The sequence below is a fragment of the Xenorhabdus sp. KK7.4 genome (assembly GCF_963876465.1).
Taxonomy (GTDB): Bacteria; Pseudomonadota; Gammaproteobacteria; order Enterobacterales; family Enterobacteriaceae; genus Xenorhabdus; species Xenorhabdus stockiae.
In genome coordinates this window covers 155,349-177,017 of record NZ_CAWNQF010000100.1, presented here as the reverse complement: position 1 = coordinate 177,017, position 21,669 = coordinate 155,349, and the positions used below count along the sequence as shown (strand labels likewise).

The window sequence follows — 21,669 nt, the reverse complement described above, 5'->3', positions numbered from 1 at the left end:
GAATTACGTAGAGGATTCAAGATGGCTACTGGAAAGATTATCCAGGTAATCGGCGCCGTGGTGGACGTCGAATTCCCTCAGGACAGCGTACCAAAAGTATACGATGCCCTTGAGGTTAAAAACGGTGAAGAAAAACTGGTGCTGGAAGTTCAGCAACAGTTAGGCGGCGGTATCGTTCGCTGTATCGCAATGGGTACTTCTGATGGTCTGCGCCGTAATTTGGAAGTGACTGATTTAGGTCATCCAATCGAAGTCCCTGTTGGTGAAGCGACTCTGGGTCGTATCATGAACGTACTGGGTGACCCGATTGATATGAAAGGTGACATTGGCGAGCAAGAGCGCTGGTCAATTCACCGTACTGCACCAAGCTATGAAGAGTTATCTAACTCTCAGGAACTGCTGGAAACCGGTATCAAAGTAATGGACCTGATTTGTCCATTCGCTAAAGGTGGTAAAGTCGGTCTGTTCGGTGGTGCGGGTGTAGGTAAAACCGTTAACATGATGGAGCTGATCCGTAACATCGCAATCGAGCACTCCGGTTACTCCGTATTTGCGGGTGTAGGTGAACGTACTCGTGAAGGTAACGACTTCTATCATGAAATGACAGACTCCAACGTACTGGACAAAGTATCTCTGGTATATGGCCAGATGAATGAGCCACCAGGAAACCGTCTGCGTGTTGCTCTGACCGGTCTGACCATGGCGGAAAAATTCCGTGATGAAGGCCGTGACGTTCTGTTGTTCGTCGATAACATTTACCGTTATACTCTGGCAGGTACCGAAGTATCGGCACTGTTGGGTCGTATGCCATCTGCGGTAGGTTATCAGCCAACACTGGCGGAAGAGATGGGTGTTCTACAAGAACGTATCACCTCTACCAAAACTGGCTCAATCACCTCTGTTCAGGCCGTTTACGTTCCTGCGGATGACTTGACTGACCCATCACCAGCAACAACCTTTGCTCACTTGGATGCAACCGTTGTACTGAGCCGTCAGATCGCATCTCTGGGTATCTACCCAGCGGTTGACCCACTGGATTCAACCAGCCGTCAGCTTGATCCACTCGTTGTTGGTCAAGAGCACTATGACGTAGCTCGTGGCGTTCAGTCTATCCTGCAACGTTATCAGGAACTGAAAGACATCATCGCTATTCTGGGTATGGACGAACTGTCAGAAGATGACAAACTGGTTGTTGCTCGTGCTCGTAAGATCCAGCGCTTCCTGTCTCAGCCATTCTTCGTTGCAGAAGTATTTACCGGTTCACCAGGTAAATTCGTTTCTCTGAAAGACACCATCCGTGGCTTCAAAGGCATCCTGAACGGTGATTATGACCACCTGCCAGAGCAGGCGTTCTACATGGTTGGTACCATCGAAGAAGCTATAGAAAAAGCTAAGAAGCTTTAATACGGCTGACGGGAGGTTGATATGGCTGCAATGACGTTCTCCCTGAACGTAGTCAGCGCTGAAAAACTGATGTTTGAAGGGCTGGTACAGAAAATTCAGGTGACTGGTAGTGAAGGTGAGTTGGGGATTTATCCTCAGCATACCCCGCTGCTTACTGCCATAAAACCGGGCATGATACGTATTGTTAAGCAGTTTGGTGAAGAAGAGTTTATCTACCTGTCAGGTGGTATTCTGGAAGTTCAGCCAAACGGCGTGATCGTACTGGCCGATACAGCGATCCGTGGTAAGGATTTGGATGAAGCCAAAGTGCTTGAAGCCAAGCGCAAGGCGGAAGAACATGTCCGTAATTCCCACGGCGATGTTGATTATGCTCAGGCATCTGCTGAATTGTCGAAAGCGATTGCAAAACTTCGTGTAATCGAACTGACGAAAAAGCTGATGTAGGATTACCCAATAAATTTCAAATAGTAACTGATAAAGTTAAATTTGAGAGATAAAAGGTAAATACCCAATGGATTTCGAATTGCATTGAGATAATTGGAAAGACAGAGGGTAAGGCAGTAAATAAAAAGCCAGTTAGTCTGCTAACTGGCTTTTTTGCATTACGAAATATGTAGCAATTTATTTCGTAAACAGGTTTACTTTTATACTTAAAATCGGAATTGTCAGGTTTCTTATGTCTATTACATCCAACGCAACTGTTTCCAATCCAGTTACTTCCAAATCAACGAGTGCAAAAAGTGTTGTGATACTGGCTGCGGGAAAAGGAACCCGCATGTATTCTGACCTCCCTAAAGTCCTGCACTCACTGGCAGGAAAGCCGATGGTTCAGCATGTCATTGATACAGCAATGGCATTGGGTACTCAAAATGTTCATCTGGTATATGGGCATGGTGGCGACCTGATGAAACAAACTCTTGCAGGCCAGAAAAATGCTAATCAAAACCTGAACTGGGTATTGCAAGCAGAACAGCTAGGTACTGGCCACGCGATGCAGCAGGCGGCTCCACATTTTGCCGATGATGAAGATATTCTGATCCTCTACGGCGATGTACCACTGATTGCTCAGGATACGTTAGAACGTTTGATCGAAGCTAAACCAGAAGGCGGTATTGGCTTATTAACCGCTATTTTGGATAACCCGACTGGATATGGTCGCATCATCCGTGAAAATGGCGAAGTCACAGGGATCATCGAACAAAAAGATGCGACTGACGAGCAGCGTAAAATCAACGAAATCAACACCGGCATTCTGGTCGCAAACGGTGGTGATTTGAAACGCTGGCTATCTAAACTGGAAAACAATAACGCACAAGGTGAATACTACCTGACAGACGTTATTGCACTTGCACATCAGGAAGGCCGTCAGATTAAAGCTGTTCATCCAAGCCGTTTAAGTGAAATGGAAGGGGTTAACAACCGTCTTCAGCTTTCTGCACTGGAACGTATTTACCAGTCTGAACAAGCAGAAAAATTATTGCTGGCAGGTGTCATGTTACTCGACCCGGCTCGTTTCGATCTGCGAGGAACATTAGAGCATGGCCGCGATATTACCATTGATACCAATGTCATTATTGAAGGTCATGTCGTATTGGGGAATAACGTTCAGGTAGGCTCTGGCTGTATTCTGAAAAACTGCGTTATCGGTGATGGTGCGGTAATCAGCCCTTATACTGTAATAGAAGATTCTGAGCTTGCGGCTGAATGTACCGTCGGGCCTTTTGCTCGCTTGCGTCCGGGTTCTAAACTGGCGGAAAAAGCCCATGTCGGCAATTTCGTTGAAATGAAAAAATCCTCCCTTGGCAAAGGTTCCAAAGCAGGGCACCTGACTTATTTGGGTGATTCTGAAATTGGAAGTAATGTAAATATCGGTGCAGGAACCATTACCTGTAACTATGATGGCGCCAATAAATTTAAGACTATCATTGGTGATGACGTATTTGTCGGTTCTGACAGCCAGCTTGTTGCTCCTGTAAACATTGCTAAAGGTGTGACAATTGGCGCAGGAACCACCGTAACAAAAGATGTTGCTGAAAATGAGCTGGTTATCAGCCGTGTTAAGCAAACTCATATTAGGGACTGGAAACGTCCTGTTAAGAAAAAATAAAATATATCTATAAATAATAAAAATCCCCATCTCTACAAAGCTCGGGGAACGGTAAATCCAGAACGAGATTTGCCGGAACACAATCAGGTTGTGAGACATAAAAAGGGCATTTACAGCCCTATTTTTAGGAATAAAAACACATGTGTGGAATCGTTGGTGCAGTAGCACAGCGTGATATAGCAGAAATATTGATCGAAGGTCTTCGCCGTCTGGAATACCGTGGTTATGACTCTGCGGGGTTGGCTGTCGTTGACAGCGAAAATCAGATGACTCGTCTGCGTGAAGTGGGCAAAGTACAGATGCTGGCTGATGAAGCAGGTAAACAGCCTGTTATCGGTGGTACAGGTATTGCTCATACCCGTTGGGCGACACACGGGGAGCCAAACGAACGCAACGCTCACCCTCATGTTTCTGAACATATTGCAGTTGTGCATAACGGCATTATTGAAAACCATGAAGAACTGCGTGAAGAACTTAAAGCACGTGGTTATGGTTTCTCTTCAGATACCGATACTGAAACCATTGCTCACCTTGTTCACTGGGAACAGCAACAGGGGGGCTCATTGCTGGAAATCGTACAGCGTGTTATCCCACAATTGCGCGGCGCTTATGGCACCGTCATTATGGATAGCCGTCAGCCAGACGTGCTGGTGGCTGCGCGTTCCGGTAGCCCATTAGTGATTGGTCTGGGTGTTGGTGAAAACTTCCTGGCATCTGACCAGCTGGCATTACTGCCGGTGACTCGCCGCTTTATCTATCTGGAAGAAGGCGACGTTGCTGAAATCACCCGCCGCACAGTTCGTATTTTTGATGTGCAGGGCGAAGCCGTTGAGCGCGAACAGATTGAATCTAACGTTCAGTACGATGCAGGTGACAAAGGTGTTTACCGTCACTATATGCAAAAAGAGATTTACGAACAGCCAATGGCGATTAAAAACACACTGGAAGGTCGTGTGAGCCACGGTGAAATTAATCTTTCAGAGCTGGGCGCTAACGCAGCAGAATTACTGTCTCAGGTTGAACATATCCAGATCGTTGCCTGTGGAACGTCTTTCAATGCCGGTATGGTTTCCCGCTACTGGTTTGAATCACTGGCGGGCATCCCATGTGATGTAGAAATCGCCTCTGAATTCCGCTACCGTAAACCTGCCCGCCGTAAAGGCAGCCTGCTGATCACCCTGTCTCAATCTGGTGAAACAGCGGACACACTGGCAGCACTGCGTTTATCCAAAGAACTGGGTTACCTGACTTCCCTGACCATCTGTAACGTTGCGGGTTCATCTCTGGTACGCGAATCAGACTTTGCCCTGATGACCAAAGCGGGCGCAGAAATCGGCGTAGCATCCACCAAAGCGTTTACCACTCAGCTAACCGTATTGCTGATGCTGGTGGCTTACATGGGGCGCCTGAAAGGTGCTGATGATTCTCTGGAGCAGAATATCGTTCATGCCTTGCATGCCCTGCCAAGCCGCATTGAAAGCATGTTGTCGAAAGACAAAGTGATCGAAGCACTGGCAGAAGATTTCTCTGAAAAACACCACGCATTATTCCTCGGCCGCGGCGATCAATATCCGATCGCGGTTGAAGGTGCGCTGAAACTGAAAGAGATCTCCTACATCCACGCAGAAGCGTACGCAGCGGGTGAATTGAAACACGGCCCGCTGGCACTGATCGATGCTGATATGCCGGTTATCATCGTTGCACCAAACAACGAACTGCTGGAAAAACTGAAATCCAATATCGAAGAAGTCCGCGCCCGTGGTGGTCAGTTGTATGTCTTCGCCGATCAGGATGCCGGTTTCACCGACAGTGAAAACATGAAGATCATCTCCCTGCCACACGTAGAAGAACTGATCGCCCCGATCTTCTATACCGTGCCACTGCAATTACTGTCTTACCACGTTGCATTGATCAAAGGTACAGATGTGGATCAGCCAAGGAACTTGGCGAAATCGGTGACAGTGGAGTGATGGTTTAATCACCACATACAATAAAAGTTAATTCTTTCTAAATCCGGTTATGTGAAAACTGACCGGATTTTTTCATTACCCTGTTAATGATCCTATTATTCGCAGAGTTTTTACAATTACAACAAAGACGTTGCCAAACACGCCATTGTATGGCTAAAAGCCATACATATTTGACTGTTACTCAAGAAAAATATTTTTAAGATTCAGAAATTATTGTCAGTCATAAAGTAGTTTACTGAGAAGAAAACAGTCAAAATGCATTTAGTACCTGCCATTTTCAGAAGACGGCCATTCTAATCTCGATTACACTCATCACTTATGTGCATAGTACCGATCAGTATTCGGTCAGGAATTTTTTCAATATAGAAAATAACGGATTATCGAACTTCAATTCGTAACCGAATAGATTGCGATAACGAGTGGGAATTTATTATGAAACTAAAAAAACTTAAGAAAGAGCTCGATGCGTTAAAGTTAATGGAAAAAGATCCTGATGTGGTCGGTTATGTACTGTTTAACACACGTAATCGTCGATTTGTTACGTTAGATGACAATGAGTTTGGCATGGTGATGTACGCTGACGATATCGAAGAAGCCTATTTAGCACCGTCACGGTTTGCTGCATTAATGGATATTGATTTTTTGCCGGAGCCAGACAAATTTGAAACCGCGGCTGTCCCGGTTGTTGATAATCCTTTATTTGGTTTAATGCTTAAAGATCCTATTTGAATTAATACGATAAATAAGAAAGGATAATAATAGTGTTCGATCCAGAAAAGTATCCCGATAAAGCAACTATCCTTAAAATTATTAAGGAAAAAAGATGTTCCGAGAAAGAATTATTACACAGGCCCATCAATGGATCACGGAACGTGCATATATTCTGGATACTGAAACCACAGGTTTAGATAAACAGGCACAGGTTGTTGAGATAGCCGTTACAGATATCGATGGGCAGGTTATTTTTCAGCGCTATCTCCACCCTTCTGTACTGATTGATCCTGAAGCTCAAGCTGTCCACGGTATAACCCTGAGAGCTTTGAGTAATGAACCTCAATGGCCGCAGATTGCTGATGAACTTATCCCGCTTTTGACCAGCCGTCCTTTGATTATTTTTAATGAAAAGTTTGATCTCAGGCTTATAGCTCAGACTGCGAAGGCATTTGCGATGGATACGCGTTGGATAAAGCAGTTGCAGTCTCAATGTGCAATGGAATTAGCTGCTCAGTTTTATGGCGAAACAAACCGATATGGTACTATTTCACTGGCCAATGCAGCACGTGCTGCGGGAGTGTCGGTGAAGGGAAAGGCGCATACGGCAGTAGTGGATTGCCAGACGACTGCCGCAGTGGTTCGTTCCATTGCGGATTTATATTCTCAGCTAAAGTAGGAAATTATCCTGCTCATTGTATTCCCTGTCCAAAACAGCCACAAAAGGACGGGGAATTAAATTACATACTACCCTGATACTTATTAATTTCCTGATTGAGTAATTCCAGTCGTTGAACTAATGTTCTTCTTCTTTCTATACCCTTAGCAAATACCTGATAAATTGTCACAAATTCGGCTAATGCATTATTAATCTGATAAGCCGCATACAGATCTTTTATTTCTCTTACCGCTTTATCGTAAGCGCTGGCATGGCCTTGTTCACTGTATGTCTTCGCATTTTTCCAGTGAATTTCTTTTGCGGCAAAGACCGCATTGAGCCGTTTTAATGTTGCAAGCCGCTCTTGTTCGCGCTTTCTTTCTTCAGCCAGCAAGCGTTCTCGTTCCATTTCCTCATTCGCAGCCTGCCAATAAGTATGAAGTGAGGAAGGATTCAGACAATATTGATAATCATCCATTTGCTGATGGTAATGGTCGCATGGGCCGTTTATGGCAAACGTTAATTTTGAGTGAATGGCGCTCGGAGTTGGCATGGTTGCCGGTTGAAACCATTATTCATTATCAGCAGCAGGCATATTATCAGGCGCTTAGAGAATGTGATAAGACCAGTGATTGCACGGTATTTATTGATTTTATACTGGAAAAATTAGCTGAAGCACTTAAGGAAAGTATTGATACAGCACAGCAGGATACTATCTTAGAGTCGGTACAAATGTCGGTACAAATGTCGGAAGAAAATACACAACAACTGAACGCGACTGCGAAAAAAATCCTGTCTATTATTGTCAATCACCCAGCTATAACAATATCTCAACTAGCTGATGATTTAGGCGTCACTCCTAGAATAATAGAACGAAATATCAAAGTATTGCAGGAATATGGGTATTTAATTCGTGTTGGTGCGAAAAAAGGGGGATATTGGCGGGTTAGATAAAATTGGCTGTTTTTAATTTTCGTTAGATCACTTTTAGCTCCCTGTGAATTCGAACAATTAGCCCAATCCTAATAGGATTTTACGACTATAAATTAGCTATTTTCATGGTATAACATCATCATTTAAACGGAAGTTATCCTAAAGCATGATGCAATACACAGATAGAGTTACCCATTCATTAATTTGCATAGCAGTTTATATCGGCTGGTTTGCTTTGTCTTTCCTGCTGATTTTCTTTCCTAATGCGGTAGAACTATATCGTTCTGAATTAGCTCTCCCTGTGTTAAGTCTTCTGATCTGGTTTCCTTATTCAATAATTTGTTGGCGCAGTTATCAGAAAAAATTTAACTTAATGCCGATGGGTAAGTTACGTTTAACGGATCTTGTACTACCCGTGCTGGCAATTATTGCTCTGATTTGGATAAATGGCATTCTTGGGATTGAAGAATCCTGGACTTCAAATCTTGTTTATCTACCTACTTTTACTTTTTTCCTACATGTGATTGCTATTTGTATTGCAGCCCCCATTAGTGAAGAAATTATATTCCGTGGTTTTTTACTAAATGCAGGAATGGGATACGGTGAAAGAGGAAAGCAGGTAGCCATTATAACGACATCGTTGTTATTTTCTGCCGGGCATATGCAATATTCATCACCCAGTACTTTTATCGTGTTATTCGTATTTTCCGTTATCCTATGCCATGTAAGGATACATACTCGTTCTCTTATTATTCCGATGGTGCTACATGCACTTAATAATATTTTTGCTGTTTTATATGAGTTTTAACTCGTTTCAGGGTATGGAAATTTCATACCCATTTGATATTTTAAGTTTCGGTGACTAAATCTAATAATCAAACATTATTATAAATAAGGAAACTAACGTATGAGTAACCAAAATAAAGAAAAAAATTGGTTTAAAGATTTCACTTTAGATTTTTTAAAAGAATTTGTTGTTGGTAATATTATTGCTATTATAATTTTTTTTGTAATTACTGCTATAGTTGCTTATGTTTTAAATGTTATTGTTGGGGTTACTGCGGTTTTAGCGATTTTTATAATTATATGTGTTATTTTGTTTTTTCTGTTTACATAAATAAACCTATTTTTAATCATATTTAATGAGTCATGTGAGCTATAACTGTTCAAATCTGACTCATTAATAAATTAATTGCTAAACCAATAAAAATAACACTTGTCACTTTATTTAAAATAATTTGCACTAATGAGTTATTAGCGATAAATTCATGCAAAAAACCAGACACGTAAGATATAATCGCAAATGAAATAAAAGCCACGCCGACAAATATCAATCCCAAGTATAATAATTGTAGTGAAACAGGCATTGCTTCTTCATGGTTACTGATAAACTGTGGCAAGAAAGCCAAAAAGAAAATAATCACTTTTGGGTTTGATAAATTCATTATCATTCCTTTTTTAATGAATTTCTTGCTATCACATAGAATCTCTGAGTTATCCTTTAAATAAACTGGTTTGGAATTGAAAGCTCCCCATGCCAGATAGGTTAAGTAAAGTACACCAAGCCCTCTAATAATCTCAAAAGCGATAGCATTTTCCCGTATTATTGCGGCAATACCTAATGAGACTAAAGATGTCTGTATGATTAACCCGATACATAATCCAATGGTAATGGATATACCTGTTTTTCGTCCATTCAGGGCTGATTGACTTAAAACTAAAATATTATCCGGCCCCGGTAAAAAGCATAAAAATGTTGATATTCCAATAAATGGAATGAGTGTTTCTATTGATGGCATTATATTTTTCCTGGGTTGGCTGGATAGTATATTAGTGCCATTAATCTTCTTGTAAATATAATAAATCTACTTGTGGGTATGAATTAATTTCATACCGTATTTTATCGTCCTTTCAAGGTGATTTTTGATTAAAGGTAAGCAAAGTTCTCTGAACCATTTATGTTCGAGGTCTTCATGGTGTTTAGCATGCCAGAGTAAATAGTATTGTTGTGGTTTGATATCAATAGGTAAAGTTTTTATTTTTAAATCATATCGCTGAGCAAAATCAGACGCGATATGCAATGGCATGGCCAGCATTGTGTCCGTTTTTAATAATAATTCAATGGCTGACTGGAAAAAAGGAACTGTTGCGAAAATACGACGTTTCCGGTTTATTATTGCTAATTGTTGATCAATTGGGCTGTTTTTATCTCCGCCGCCACTGATGAGAATATGTCGGCCATTAATATAGTTGCTGACCGTCATATTGTTATCAGAATGAGGATGGTCGTTCCTGAATACCACTACAAGCGGGTCTTCCGCCATTAAATTCCCGTATAAATTATCGGGTACTGAATCAGCAATTGTTGCTACTAAATCCACATCCTGCTCAGCTAAGTTATACAGGTTATCCTTATGCCACTGTTTATATTCAATACTTACATTAGGAGCTTCTTTTTCAATATGGCTCAATATAGAGGGTAAAATAGCCTGAGCAACATAATCGCTGGAAGCTAAAGTAAACTTTCTGTTGCAAAGACTTGGTTCCATTAATTCGGGTGAATATAGATTATTTAACTGTTGAAGTAAGGCCGGAAGTTGTGCTTTCAGTTTTTCTCCTTTTTTCGTCAGGATGAACTGATTGGCTTCCCGCACAATAATTCTGTCATGAAAATCTTCACGTAGCTGATTTAATGTTTTACTCATTGCAGACTGGGTAACATTTAACTGTTTTGCAGATTCGGTCAGGTTAAGTGTTTTTAGTATAGATTCCAGTGCAGGGAGTAATTTGTAATTATTCAAGATGTGATTTCCATATGAGCAATGGGTAAATGTAATAATATCGTAAAATAGTTAGCTAACTTTCATATGTTATATGTACGGCTATTAGCCGTATAAATTTGCTTATTATCTCATCAGATGCTATCTTCCGTCAGTACGATAAATAAACATCCATAGGTGCATAATTCTACAATTAAATTAATAAAATATAATTTTATCAACTAACTGGAGTAACTAAAATGGCAACGATATCGGTAACAAAGCCTCACAAAGAGGTTAAAAATGCCCGTGTAGAGTTAAAGACCAGCACTGAATTGAAAGAAACTTTGCGTCGGGCAGCACAGATTGCTGGTGTTGATTTAAGTGTATTTATCCTGAATGCGGCTTTTGAACGAGCAGAAGAAGTACTGGAAAACCAAAAGCGTCGTGAATTAGATGAAGAAAACTGGCGTACTTTGAATATGTTGATTGCTGAACCTGAGTCCCCAACACTTGCTTTACGCGCTCTGATGAGGAAGAACAAAGATGGAAAAGCCACTAAATGAAATTGCGGTTGAATACATTTGTGTGAACTACCAGAGCGATATGATATATCCGGGCCAAAAAGCTTTTGATTGCGGTAATCATATTATTAATCGTTACGTTCGCAGCAGTCTTAAAAGTAATGTCACTAACGGGAATTGTGTTGCTAAGGCCTTAATTGATACCAAAACAGGCGAATTACTTGGTGTGTGCAGTTTTACAGGTTATTCGCTAGCAAAATCCAGACTGAGTGGTGTAATAACTGGTTCAATGCCAAGCGACCTTTCCGTCGTTCGCTTGGTGATGTTGGGTGTATCCGTTAAGCATCAAAAGAAGGGATATGGTCATATTTTAATGCAGGAGTTTTTAGAGCATGCCATTAAAGTTCATAATGTGATGCCGATTAAGGGGATATTTTTGGATGCAGACCCTGATGCTGTCGCGTTTTATACCCTTCTTGGGTTTGTTGAACTAGGTGTTCCTGCATCCAATGGAACAACTCCTATGTTTTTAAAGATCCAGGATTTATTGGCGGCTATAAGGTAGCTTTAGACATAGTCATTATGAAGTTGGCTTTACTCCAAATAATGCTTCTGAAAATAACGCTCTAAAAACTCAACTGTCACTCTGATACGGGCGGACATAGCCAAGCGTGTAACGTAAACCGCCCAGATATTCGCTGACTGGTAATATTCCGGCAGAATGTGTACCAAAGCCCCTGATTTAATACTTTCTCTAACATCCCAATATGATCGCAGGATAATACCGTGTCCATCCAGACACCATTGATGAATGATCTCACCATGATTGGATGACATCGGCCCGGTGACTTTTATTGATTGAACTCCTGTGCTGCTTTGTAGTTTCCAGATCCCGAACGGATGATCCCGCTCTTTGATCACCAGACAGGCATGAGAAGGGAGTTCATTAATTGATTTTGGCGCTGAATGACGGGCAAGGTAAGCCGGTGATGCACACAGGATCCGGCGGTTGGATGCAAGTTTACGGGCAATAAGATTATCATCAATCTCATCACCAATACGAATATCGAGATCAATCCCTTCAGTCGCCAGATCAACAAGACGATCTTCCACATCAAAACGAAGATCGAGCTGTGGATAAGTCTGGATCAATGCTGATAATGCCGGAGCAACGAATTTCCGACCAAAGCCAAAGCTGCTGGTAATTCTGATCTTTCCCTGCGGTTCTTGCCGAAGTTCGCAGAGTTCATCCATCATCTGGTTAACATCGTTCAGAATATGCTGCGCCCATTCATAAATCCGCTCACCATCTTCTGTAATAGATACCCGGCGTGTGGTTCGGTGTAACAGACTGACATTCAATACATTCTCTAATATCGCAATGCGCTTACTGATAAAAGCGGGAGAGGCACCAATCTCTTCCGCAGCGGCTGCAAAACTGGCTCTTTTCGCCACTAAGAGAAAAACGCGCAGATCCTGTAAAAAGGGAAGATTATTCATAGATTGTAAATTATGTTTCTACATTTTTAGTATTGAATACAAATCAGTCAATTATAAGATATCCAGAAAGTCAATTCTGTACCCTGATAAATGAGATATACTCGATGAAAAAAACGTTTAAAATTGCGGCAATTCCGGGTGATGGAATTGGTCATGAAGTACTTCCTGAAGGCATTCGGGTTTTGCAGGTGGTGGCTGAAAAATGGGATCTTCATTTATCGTTTGAATATTTTGAATGGGCCAGCTGCGATTATTATCTCAGGCACGGCAAAATGATGCCGGATGACTGGTTTAATCAATTAATGCAGTTTGATGCTATTTATTTTGGCGCGGTAGGCTGGCCTGAAACCGTGCCTGATCATATCTCACTTTGGGGATCATTACTTAAGTTTCGCCGTGATTTTCAGCAGTATGTTAATCTGCGTCCTGTGCGTTTGTTACCGGGAGTGCCTTGTCCATTAGCGAATAAGAAACCGGAAGATATCGATTTCTATGTCGTCCGGGAAAATACTGAAGGGGAATATTCCGCTATTGGGGGTAGCTTCAATGAAGGTACAGAGCATGAAGTAGTGATTCAGGAGTCGGTTTTTACCCGCCGTGGTGTTGATCGCATCCTGAAATATGCGTTTGAATTAGCCCAGAGCCGCCCGCGCAAATTATTAACTTCCGCGACGAAATCCAATGGGTTATCCATCAGTATGCCTTACTGGGATGAGCGGGTTGAAGAGATGGCAAAACAGTACCCTGATATTAAATGGGATAAACAACATATTGATATTCTTTGTGCCCGCTTTGTGTTGAATCCAGAGCGGTTTGATGTTGTTGTCGCTTCCAATTTATTTGGCGATATTCTTTCCGATCTAGGGCCGGCATGTACCGGAACTATTGGAATTTCCCCTTCTGCTAATTTAAATCCGGAAAGGAATTTCCCTTCTTTGTTTGAACCTGTTCACGGCTCTGCGCCGGATATTTATGGCAAAAATATTGCTAACCCGATTGCTATGATCTGGGCCGGAGCCATGATGTTACAGTTTTTAGGTGACGGAGATAAACGTTATCAGGATGCTCATGATGATATCTTAGCGGCGATTGAAACGGTAATTGCGCAAGGCATTGTGACCCCGGATATGAAAGGAAAGTCATCAACACAGCAGGTCGGGAAAGCGATTATTGATTGTTTGAATTATTAAAATTTATCATCTTTTTTTAAAAAAACCGTTCACTATTCAAAGAGCGGTTTTTTATTATTTATGTCTTTAGCCAGCTTAAGAAGATAAGGTATATTAAACTGGCTAAAGACATAATAAAAACATTAATAATATAAATGTAACATTGGAGTTTAACATCATTTTTTGTTTTTTGAGATCCTTGTGATAGTTTAGATATTGAGTGACTTGCTATATTAAATCCGTAGCTTCTGCTTTTGGAAGTAAATTTATTAATTTCATAATAGTATGTGTAAAATATTAAGGTATAAAAAATATCATATATATTTTATATATCAACTACATAAGTGTATTTTTAATAAAAATTGAAATATAGGTATTTTTATAATGAATAAAATAAATGTGGTTGTTATAAATCCTGCGCCATCAAGGCAGTATCTATATGAAAAAATTAAAGATAACAATATAAATTGTTATGCTGTTTATACCAAACCTTTTCTCAATGTTCCTAAACTAATTCCTGTTGATAATAACTTATTTGATTCAATATTTTATATTGAGCAGGATGATCTCAGTGAGATAAAAAGCGTTCTTTTTTCTCTTAAAATTGATTATGTTTTATGTGGATCTGATGCCAGTAGCTATATTACAGATGTTATTGCAGAAAATATAAATTCTACTTATTCTAATAACAGTGCGACTTCTTGTTTTAGAAGTGATAAGTATTTGATGCAACAAAAAATAAAAGAGAGTTATCTTAATTATATAGAGACAATTAAGATTAATATCCAGGATGATAACATTGACGATTTTAATATATTATGGCCCCGCTTTTGCAAGCCTGTAAATGCAGCAGGATCTATTGGGGCCTTTATAGCTACAAGTAATGATGAGTTTAAAGAAAAAGTCAATACACAATACTCGGGCTATCTTATTCAAGAAATTTTAGTCGGTAGAGAATTGTTTGTCGATACTTTTTCTGTATTCGGAGAGCATTTTATAAGTTCTGTACAGCAGTATAAGAAAACGATAAAAAACAATACTCCTATTCCTCAATATAATGAAATAGTTACTGATCCTATCCTTTACCAAGAATGTATAGCTTATGTTACTCAATGCCTAGATGCATGCGGCTTAAAAAATGGTTTTTCTCATACTGAAGTATTTTTGACTCAGGAGGGATTCAAACTAATTGAAATAAATAATAGGATCAGTGGTGCTTCAGGAATGCCAAATAAAATGGCAACCTATGTTGGTCTTAAATCACAGCCCGATCTACTGAGCTGTTTTTTGAAGGATGGCTTACCTGTACTTAGGGCGCTTCCAACTGTACCAAAAGGTTATTCCAGAACTATTTCTTTGCACAAATATGATGATGGAATATTGAAAGATCCTACAGAGACGCTAAAAAAATTTAAGTCTGTAAAAGAAATACACTTTCTTTTTCAGCCAGGTTCTAGAACATTTAAATCTTTGTTTGGTGATCTAACAACGGTCTGTTTTGTCCTGCTCTTTAGCAACTGTGCTGACGAAATAGATAGTGATACTCAAGCTATTCTGGAGCTTGAAACCGATAACTCATTTCTCTGTGTTGATATTCCCTGATAACTGATGGGCTTAAATTAGCCAATTATCTTTGTATATTTAGGTTTACATAATGGGAAAAAAGATGAATGAATTTATAAAAATAGGTAGGATTATTAATCCTCCACTAAGAACATATTCAACTACTATTCCGGTTGCCAAAAAATGTACTGTTATCGCTCCAGCGAGAGTTGATACCTTTCTTTGCAAAACTCAATATTTCGTCGATCCCCCACTGAGTCAGTTTTATCCTATAGGATCAATAAATTTCGTCGTTAATCAATATACTACCGCTTCAGTAGAAATAAATACTCAGAATTCGGGCAGCAAAATTTATTCCAGCAGAAATAAAATTATTTCTCATTTTTATCAGATAATAAAAAAAGTATTAAATTTTAAAGAAGAGTTGATAATTAAAGCTGAAAATCAACACAATATTATTCATGGTGGATTGGGTTCGACAGTATCACTGGTCAGCGCCATTGCTATTGCGATTAATGAACTTTATGGTTGTCCATTATCTTCAACTGAGTTAATTACATTTCTTTCTCGGAATTATGGAGAGGAAAGTGAAGAGGATGAATATGTACTCCATCCGGCAGCAAGCATTGGCGGTGGTTTTGCTGCGTCTCTATTACCCGGTGATATTATTATTATGCAGATTGATAGCGGTGAGCCTCTTTCTTTCAATCTTCATTCATCTTATAAGATTGTAACTTTTTTTCCTGAGTTACAGAATTTACCTTCTGGATATGATGATTATCAGTTAACAGTGATTGGCTACTCCCGGCTAAAAAATATGGGATTGGAATATGGAGAAATACGTAAAAATATTTTGGAGGAAATCATTATTCCATCCTTGAAATCAGGGGATTATGCTGATCTTTTTTTTATATTAATCAATATACGCTGGGGCGATATGGCAATATTCCAGAATATTTCTCTAATAGATGGGCTACTTCAGGGTTACGATTTGAAGAGATTTTATCGTTTATTAGTAATCGAATATTTAGTCTTTTTAGTGATAAGGAATGTTGTTTCTTTGTTTCATCAGGTGGACCATTGATCAGTATAATAACACCTGATGCACATAAAACGGTTCAATCTTTACAGGGGCTTTCCGGTAAATTATCAGTACTGGATTTACATAACTCTGCCGCGATAGTTAAGTGTAATAAATAATATTATTATCTTAAAGTATATTCTTTTTTATTCAAGGGGTAATATATGAAAACAAGAATAATGAATATTTTCTCTTATATTAGTGATATATTAAAAGACATTCATTTTGATATGTGGGTATATTTTCGTCATAGAGATGAAAGTTATTATGAGTGTGGTGATAATCAATCTAATTATTATACTGATTTTATTGAAAGTAATGTGGATTATTTAAGAATGTCAGTTGATCATGTTCTGGATGAATATTTTTATATTCCTGAGTTTTTTGATCAAAAAATAGAAAGCATCAGGTTACGTCGATACATTAATAATGAGGAGGAAAATAGAATATTTATGATAGTTAAGCTTCCTGATAATATTATTAATGATAATTTAATCAGGGAAGTGATTGTCTTTATTTTCCGAGAAGATAAGGTTGTCAATGAACTTTATGAGAGAATAAAAAATATCATTTATAAAAATTTTAAAGTGGAAAGTTCATTTGTGATTGATAAACAGAGATCCAAATATACTTTATTTGAGGAGCTTCACACGATTGATAACCATCAGCAAGGTTCTTCACTAAGAATTACTGTTGATAAAATAAATCGCGTTATAGATATATCAAAGAATAAAGACCTTACGAATCTTTTGCCAAGCACTCTGATTATTGAATTTGAAAGACCTTATTATGGCTGGTCAGAGCAGGCAGAACAGCAGTACTCTGAAGTCACTTCCCGCATTATTGGTGTGATGAAAAAAAACGATATATTACGGAAAAATAAGAGTAAATTTTGTAATATTATCCAATTTTAAATTTACTTTTAGTTTAATAAACACTGTAATGAAATGAGTCAGAATCAGGGAAAATATAGTTGATTTAAATTAAATATAGGAAACTTATGCAATTGCGTAATAGTATCTTCCGAGCCCTGAAAAGCCGTAATTTTAGAATTTATTGGTTAGGTATGAGTGCTTCGCAAATAGGAAATTGGGTGCAACAAATAGCCATTGGCTGGGTTGCCTATCGATTAACTGAATCAGCGGGAGCTCTTGGCTTACTCAGCCTCTGTAACAATATTGGCGTCTTAATTCTTGCGCCATTTGCCGGTGTATGGATCGATAAACTGAATAAGCACAAACTTATTTATTATACTCAGGCGCTGTTTCTTTTAGAAGCATTGGTACTTGCTGTGCTTTCTGCGACAGGAAGTATACAATTCTGGCATTTGATTACACTTTCCTTAATTATGTCAGTTGTTGCTGCTTTTGATATGCCATTACGTCAGACATTAGTCGCTGAGTTAGTTAATGAAAAAGAGTTATTATCTAATGCTGTCGCTCTTAATTCACTTTCATTCAATTTATCTCGCATCATTGGCCCGGCAATCGGGGGGTATTTACTTGCTAATGTTTCTGAATCTGCCTGCTTTATCCTTAATGCTTTCAGTTTTCTGATGATTATGTTCTCATTATCCTGTCTTCGCTGGCCATCTTTGCCCAAAATACCATTTACTGAAAAACATAACTTCTGGCAAAACTTGCGTGATGGTATTCAGTATGCGTTTTTGTTTGTACCTATTAGGTCTTTATTACTGACTTTGTGCTTGAGTGGTCTGACTCTTGCGCCTTTTTCAACACTGGTTCCTGCTATTATTCGCCAGTTATATGATGGTGATTCGATCATGGCGGGGAATATTTACGGTGGATTTGGGCTTGGAGCTATCATTGCAGTGGGCTATTTAGCTTATCACCAAAGCGCGAAGGGGCTAGAAAAAACCATTTTCATTGCCATACTTTCTGCCAGCATTGCGTTAATAGTGTTATCCAGCACTCATGTTTATTGGGTTGGGTTGCTCTTATCGCCAATACTGGGAGCAGGGATCATTACCAATATAGTAGCCAGTAACAGCTTGTTACAGATTTTGGTAGAGGATGATAAACGAGGTCGAGTGATGAGTTTATTTGTCATGATTAGTGTAGGGGTTTATCCATTAGGTGCTTCTGGAATTGGATTTATTTCAACTTATCTTGGTCTATACCTAACTTTGATAATGGCTGGCGGGTTCGGTGTGCTAGCTGCGTTCATATATTGTTACTACCTGCCTCATCTTCGTACCGCCATAAGCTCAATAGATTAGTATCGCGTTAGCTACCAACGGATACCTTAGATTTTCAATCTGCTTCACAAAACATTAATTACGATATGTGTTTTATCTATTTACTGTTTGGCTAATTGTTTAAATAGTGTAGCGACACTATATTTTTATTGTTAACAAAAAGAAGCGATAAGTTTTGTTCTTACTTAGTTGCACGTTTTCCTTTTGTCCTGTCCATAACAACGATAACAGGCAATTTTGTGTATCCATAAAAAATAAGGAGATATACAAAATGGTAAAGCGGAGGTTTTATGCTGAGCAACCCAAAGAAAGATATTCCGTTAATTGTCATCAGTCTGGTCTGTATTATTGTGATAGCAATAACACTCGGCGCGTTTCCTGAAAAAACAAGTGTTATTGCTAATGCAATTTTTAATGGTCTGACTCGTTTGCTTGGGTCAACCATTCAGATTTTAGTGCTTGTCGCTTTGATGTTTGTCCTTTATTTGGCACTGAGTAAATACGGCAATATTCGTCTTGGAGAAGGAAAGCCAAAATATGCTACAGCACCGTGGTTATGCATGTTTATTTGTGCGGGCCTTGGTTCATCGACGTTATATTGGGGGGTGATGGAGTGGGCCTATTATTATAAAACGCCCGGTCTGAATATTGTTCCTCATACACCTAAAGCTCTCGAGTACAGTATTAGCTACTCTTTTTTCCATTGGGGAGTCAGTGCCTGGGCTACTTATGCTCTGGCTTCGTTGGTCATGGCTTACCATTTTCATGTCAGAAAAAATAAAGGCCTGAGCCTGTCAGGGATCATCTCTGCCATTATCAAAATCAATCCTCAGGGTTTTTGGGGTCGTCTGGTGGATATGACATTCTTAATTGCGACGGTAGGCGCATTAACGATTTCGTTAGTGGTGACTGCATCGACATTAAGTGGTGGGCTTTCGGTGTTAACCGGCATACCGAACAATTTTATGGTTCAGGCCGGAATCACATTATTAGCCGCATTAATTTTCAGCTTAAGTTCTTATATTGGTATTGATAATGGTATGCGGCGATTAAGCCAGATGGTGGGCTGGGGAGCACTGGGGTTTGCGTTTCTGGTTCTGATGGCAGGGCCGACAGAATTTATCATTAATAATATTATTCATACCATTGGTCTGACGACGCAGAATTTCCTACAGATGAGCTTGTTTACCGATCCAATGGGGGATGGCCAATTTACCCGTAGCTGGACTGTTTTCTATTGGTTGTGGTGGATTTCATATACCCCCGGTGTTGCTATGTTTGTGACGAGGGTTTCTCACGGGCGAAAAATTAAAGAAGTGATTTGGGCATTGTTATTAGGTAGTACGTTTGGCTGTTGGTTTTTCTTTGGTGTTCTGGAAAGCTATGCGATGAACCAATTTATTACCGGAGCCATTAATGTCCCTGAAATATTAAATACGTTAGGTGGTGAAACGGCAGTTCATCAGCTATTGAATGCGTTGCCATTCGGCCAGTTTTTCCTTATTGCCTATCTTTGCATTATGATTATTTTTCTGGCCTCACATATGGATGCAGTGGCCTATACGATGGCAGCAACCAGTACCCGTAATTTAAGCGAAGGTCAGGACCCCAGCCGGAATTTACGTCTTTTCTGGTGCGTGGTGATTACACTCATTCCCCTTTCGATTTTGTTTACACAGGCTTCTCTGGAAACAATGAAAACAACGGTAGTGCTGACTGCACTCCCCTTTCTGGTGATCCTATTATTTAAGGTCTATGGTTTTATTCGCTGGATAAAACAAGATTACGCGCATGTTCCTGCCCATCTTATTGATACATCTGAACAGCAGGAAAATGTTGTTATTCCGGTGCCGATAAAAGTAAAAAATACTAACAATACCTTCATCCACGACAGCAATAACTAACAAAACAGTCAATGAACGTCATAAGAAGATTAAGGAATTGATATGAGCATTCAACATCCTGATTTCACATTGCCAAGAGATTTTTGTGCAAACCCGACAGAAGCTTATACCATGCCAGCCCGTTTCTATACTTCTCAGAGTGTATTTGATTATGAGAAAGAAGCGATTTTCGCTAAGAGTTGGCTCTGTGTTGCACACATCAGCGAATTGGCTAACCCGAATGATTACATTACGCGTGAAATTATTGGTGAAAACATTGTCATCGTGCGTGGGCGTGACAAAGTATTACGGGCATTTTTTAACGTTTGTCCTCATCGTGGGCACCAGTTATTAAAAGGGGAAGGTAAGGCAAAAAATGTGATTACCTGCCCTTATCATGCGTGGGCCTTTAAACTTGATGGCACCTTAGCACACGCGCGTAATTGCGAAAATGTGGCCAATTTTGATAAAGACTTAGCGACTCTGACCCCTGTTAAACTGGAGGAATACGCTGGTTTTGTCTTTATTAATATGGATGTAAATGCCGGTACAGTTGAACAACAGTTGCCGGGATTAGGAGCCAAAGTATTGGAAGCCTGCCCTGAAGTTTACGATTTAAAACTGGCTGCCCGTTTCACGACATCAACTCCTGCTAACTGGAAAAGTATTGTTGATAACTATCTGGAATGTTATCACTGTGCTCCGGCCCATCCGGGTTTTTCTACTTCTGTTCAGGTTGATCGCTACTGGCATACTATGCGTGATAACTGGTCATTACAATTTGGTTATGCCGTTCCCTCAGAGCAATCTTTCAAATTTGAAGGTGAATCTTCATTCCATGGTTTTTGGTTATGGCCTTGTACTATGTACAACGTTACGCCTATTAAAGGCATGATGACGGTTATTTATGAATTTCCGGTTGATGCGGAAACAACGCTACAACACTACGATATTTACTTTACCAATGAGGATCTGACGCAGGAGCAAAACGATTTGATCGAATGGTATCGCGATGTTTTTCGTCCGGAAGATCTTCGTTTGGTTGAAAGCGTACAAAAGGGACTGAAATCCCGTGGCTATCGTGGTCAGGGGCGCATCATGGCAGATAGCACAGGAAGTGGGATGAGTGAGCATGGTATCGCTTATTTTCATAATCTTATCGCGCAAATCTACCATGAAGAATGAGGTG

The 21,669-nt window shown here is 39.8% G+C and carries 22 protein-coding genes; 18 read left to right on the top strand and 4 right to left on the bottom strand.

The window, feature by feature from the left end; genetic code table 11:
• Nucleotides 1-21: 21 nt before the first annotated feature.
• The 6 genes from atpD to AACS90_RS17995 all read left to right on the top strand — a co-directional run bounded on the left by atpD (nucleotide 22) and on the right by AACS90_RS17995 (nucleotide 6,871).
• Nucleotides 22-1,404: a F0F1 ATP synthase subunit beta gene (atpD, locus tag AACS90_RS18020; RefSeq protein WP_099110078.1), complete on the top strand. Its 1,383-nt coding sequence runs from the start codon at nucleotides 22-24 to the stop codon at nucleotides 1,402-1,404.
• A 21-nt stretch (nucleotides 1,405-1,425) separates the two neighbouring features.
• A complete protein-coding gene (locus AACS90_RS18015) occupies nucleotides 1,426-1,848 on the top strand; it encodes a F0F1 ATP synthase subunit epsilon (RefSeq protein ID WP_099110077.1) in 423 nt (140 codons plus the stop codon).
• Between the two features lie 232 nt (nucleotides 1,849-2,080).
• Nucleotides 2,081-3,511, top strand: coding sequence for a bifunctional UDP-N-acetylglucosamine diphosphorylase/glucosamine-1-phosphate N-acetyltransferase GlmU (glmU, locus tag AACS90_RS18010; protein ID WP_099121040.1), 1,431 nt, complete (start codon nucleotides 2,081-2,083; stop codon nucleotides 3,509-3,511).
• Nucleotides 3,512-3,651: 140 nt separating this feature from the next.
• Nucleotides 3,652-5,481 (top strand): glutamine--fructose-6-phosphate transaminase (isomerizing), encoded by a 1,830-nt coding sequence (gene glmS / locus AACS90_RS18005; RefSeq protein ID WP_099121038.1) that lies wholly within the window; start codon nucleotides 3,652-3,654, stop codon nucleotides 5,479-5,481.
• Nucleotides 5,482-5,913: 432 nt separating this feature from the next.
• Nucleotides 5,914-6,210 (top strand): hypothetical protein, encoded by a 297-nt coding sequence (locus AACS90_RS18000; protein ID WP_099121036.1) that lies wholly within the window; start codon nucleotides 5,914-5,916, stop codon nucleotides 6,208-6,210.
• Nucleotides 6,211-6,304: 94 nt separating this feature from the next.
• Nucleotides 6,305-6,871, top strand: coding sequence for a 3'-5' exonuclease (locus tag AACS90_RS17995; RefSeq protein WP_099121035.1), 567 nt, complete (start codon nucleotides 6,305-6,307; stop codon nucleotides 6,869-6,871).
• Nucleotides 6,872-6,932: 61 nt separating this feature from the next.
• On the opposite strand, the gene AACS90_RS17990 is transcribed toward AACS90_RS17995, so the two are convergent.
• Complete coding sequence (locus AACS90_RS17990) at nucleotides 6,933-7,259, bottom strand: hypothetical protein (protein ID WP_153043644.1); 327 nt, start codon at nucleotides 7,257-7,259, stop codon at nucleotides 6,933-6,935.
• A gap of 32 nt (nucleotides 7,260-7,291) precedes the next feature.
• On the opposite strand from AACS90_RS17990, the gene AACS90_RS17985 reads away from it, so the two are divergent.
• The 3 genes from AACS90_RS17985 (at nucleotide 7,292) to AACS90_RS17975 (ending at nucleotide 8,900) form a co-directional block, all read left to right on the top strand.
• Nucleotides 7,292-7,804 (top strand): Fic family protein, encoded by a 513-nt coding sequence (locus AACS90_RS17985; protein WP_241538189.1) that lies wholly within the window; start codon nucleotides 7,292-7,294, stop codon nucleotides 7,802-7,804.
• Nucleotides 7,805-7,949: 145 nt separating this feature from the next.
• Nucleotides 7,950-8,591, top strand: coding sequence for a CPBP family intramembrane glutamic endopeptidase (locus AACS90_RS17980; RefSeq protein ID WP_099121032.1), 642 nt, complete (start codon nucleotides 7,950-7,952; stop codon nucleotides 8,589-8,591).
• Nucleotides 8,592-8,690: 99 nt separating this feature from the next.
• Nucleotides 8,691-8,900 (top strand): hypothetical protein, encoded by a 210-nt coding sequence (locus AACS90_RS17975; protein ID WP_099121030.1) that lies wholly within the window; start codon nucleotides 8,691-8,693, stop codon nucleotides 8,898-8,900.
• Between the two features lie 49 nt (nucleotides 8,901-8,949).
• Here AACS90_RS17975 and AACS90_RS17970 read toward each other — a convergent pair whose 3' ends face one another.
• Together AACS90_RS17970 and AACS90_RS17965 are read right to left on the bottom strand one after the other, a co-directional pair.
• Complete coding sequence (locus AACS90_RS17970; RefSeq protein ID WP_099121028.1) at nucleotides 8,950-9,582, bottom strand: LysE family translocator; 633 nt, start codon at nucleotides 9,580-9,582, stop codon at nucleotides 8,950-8,952.
• A gap of 66 nt (nucleotides 9,583-9,648) precedes the next feature.
• Nucleotides 9,649-10,584 (bottom strand): LysR family transcriptional regulator, encoded by a 936-nt coding sequence (locus AACS90_RS17965; protein WP_099121026.1) that lies wholly within the window; start codon nucleotides 10,582-10,584, stop codon nucleotides 9,649-9,651.
• Between the two features lie 218 nt (nucleotides 10,585-10,802).
• Between AACS90_RS17965 and AACS90_RS17960 the strand changes: the two genes are divergently transcribed.
• Together AACS90_RS17960 and AACS90_RS17955 are read left to right on the top strand one after the other, a co-directional pair.
• Entirely contained in the window at nucleotides 10,803-11,108 is a 306-nt protein-coding gene (locus AACS90_RS17960) for a type II toxin-antitoxin system TacA family antitoxin (protein WP_099121024.1), read from the top strand.
• Nucleotides 11,089-11,631: a GNAT family N-acetyltransferase gene (locus AACS90_RS17955; protein ID WP_099121023.1), complete on the top strand. Its 543-nt coding sequence runs from the start codon at nucleotides 11,089-11,091 to the stop codon at nucleotides 11,629-11,631. Before AACS90_RS17960 ends, AACS90_RS17955 begins: the two co-directional genes overlap by 20 nt.
• Nucleotides 11,632-11,660: 29 nt before the next feature.
• On the opposite strand, the gene AACS90_RS17950 is transcribed toward AACS90_RS17955, so the two are convergent.
• Nucleotides 11,661-12,566 (bottom strand): LysR substrate-binding domain-containing protein, encoded by a 906-nt coding sequence (locus AACS90_RS17950; protein WP_099121021.1) that lies wholly within the window; start codon nucleotides 12,564-12,566, stop codon nucleotides 11,661-11,663.
• A 104-nt stretch (nucleotides 12,567-12,670) separates the two neighbouring features.
• Here AACS90_RS17950 and AACS90_RS17945 point away from each other — a divergent pair, with 104 nt between their 5' ends.
• The 7 genes from AACS90_RS17945 to AACS90_RS17915 all read left to right on the top strand — a co-directional run bounded on the left by AACS90_RS17945 (nucleotide 12,671) and on the right by AACS90_RS17915 (nucleotide 21,665).
• A complete protein-coding gene (locus AACS90_RS17945; RefSeq protein ID WP_099121019.1) occupies nucleotides 12,671-13,756 on the top strand; it encodes a tartrate dehydrogenase in 1,086 nt (361 codons plus the stop codon).
• Between the two features lie 363 nt (nucleotides 13,757-14,119).
• Nucleotides 14,120-15,337: a hypothetical protein gene (locus AACS90_RS17940; protein WP_099121018.1), complete on the top strand. Its 1,218-nt coding sequence runs from the start codon at nucleotides 14,120-14,122 to the stop codon at nucleotides 15,335-15,337.
• A gap of 52 nt (nucleotides 15,338-15,389) precedes the next feature.
• Nucleotides 15,390-16,382 (top strand): hypothetical protein, encoded by a 993-nt coding sequence (locus tag AACS90_RS17935; protein ID WP_099121016.1) that lies wholly within the window; start codon nucleotides 15,390-15,392, stop codon nucleotides 16,380-16,382.
• A gap of 161 nt (nucleotides 16,383-16,543) precedes the next feature.
• On the top strand, nucleotides 16,544-17,293 hold the full coding sequence (locus AACS90_RS17930) for a hypothetical protein (protein WP_099121014.1): 750 nt from the start codon (nucleotides 16,544-16,546) through the stop codon (nucleotides 17,291-17,293).
• Nucleotides 17,294-17,379: 86 nt separating this feature from the next.
• A complete protein-coding gene (locus AACS90_RS17925) occupies nucleotides 17,380-18,618 on the top strand; it encodes an MFS transporter (protein WP_099121012.1) in 1,239 nt (412 codons plus the stop codon).
• A gap of 269 nt (nucleotides 18,619-18,887) precedes the next feature.
• Nucleotides 18,888-20,501 carry a BCCT family transporter gene (locus tag AACS90_RS17920; protein ID WP_099121010.1) on the top strand — a complete coding sequence of 538 codons (1,614 nt, stop codon included), beginning with the start codon at nucleotides 18,888-18,890 and terminating at the stop codon, nucleotides 20,499-20,501.
• 42 nt (nucleotides 20,502-20,543) lie between these two features.
• Nucleotides 20,544-21,665, top strand: a complete 1,122-nt coding sequence (locus AACS90_RS17915; RefSeq protein ID WP_099121009.1) for an aromatic ring-hydroxylating oxygenase subunit alpha — start codon at nucleotides 20,544-20,546, stop codon at nucleotides 21,663-21,665.
• Nucleotides 21,666-21,669: the final 4 nt, after the last annotated feature.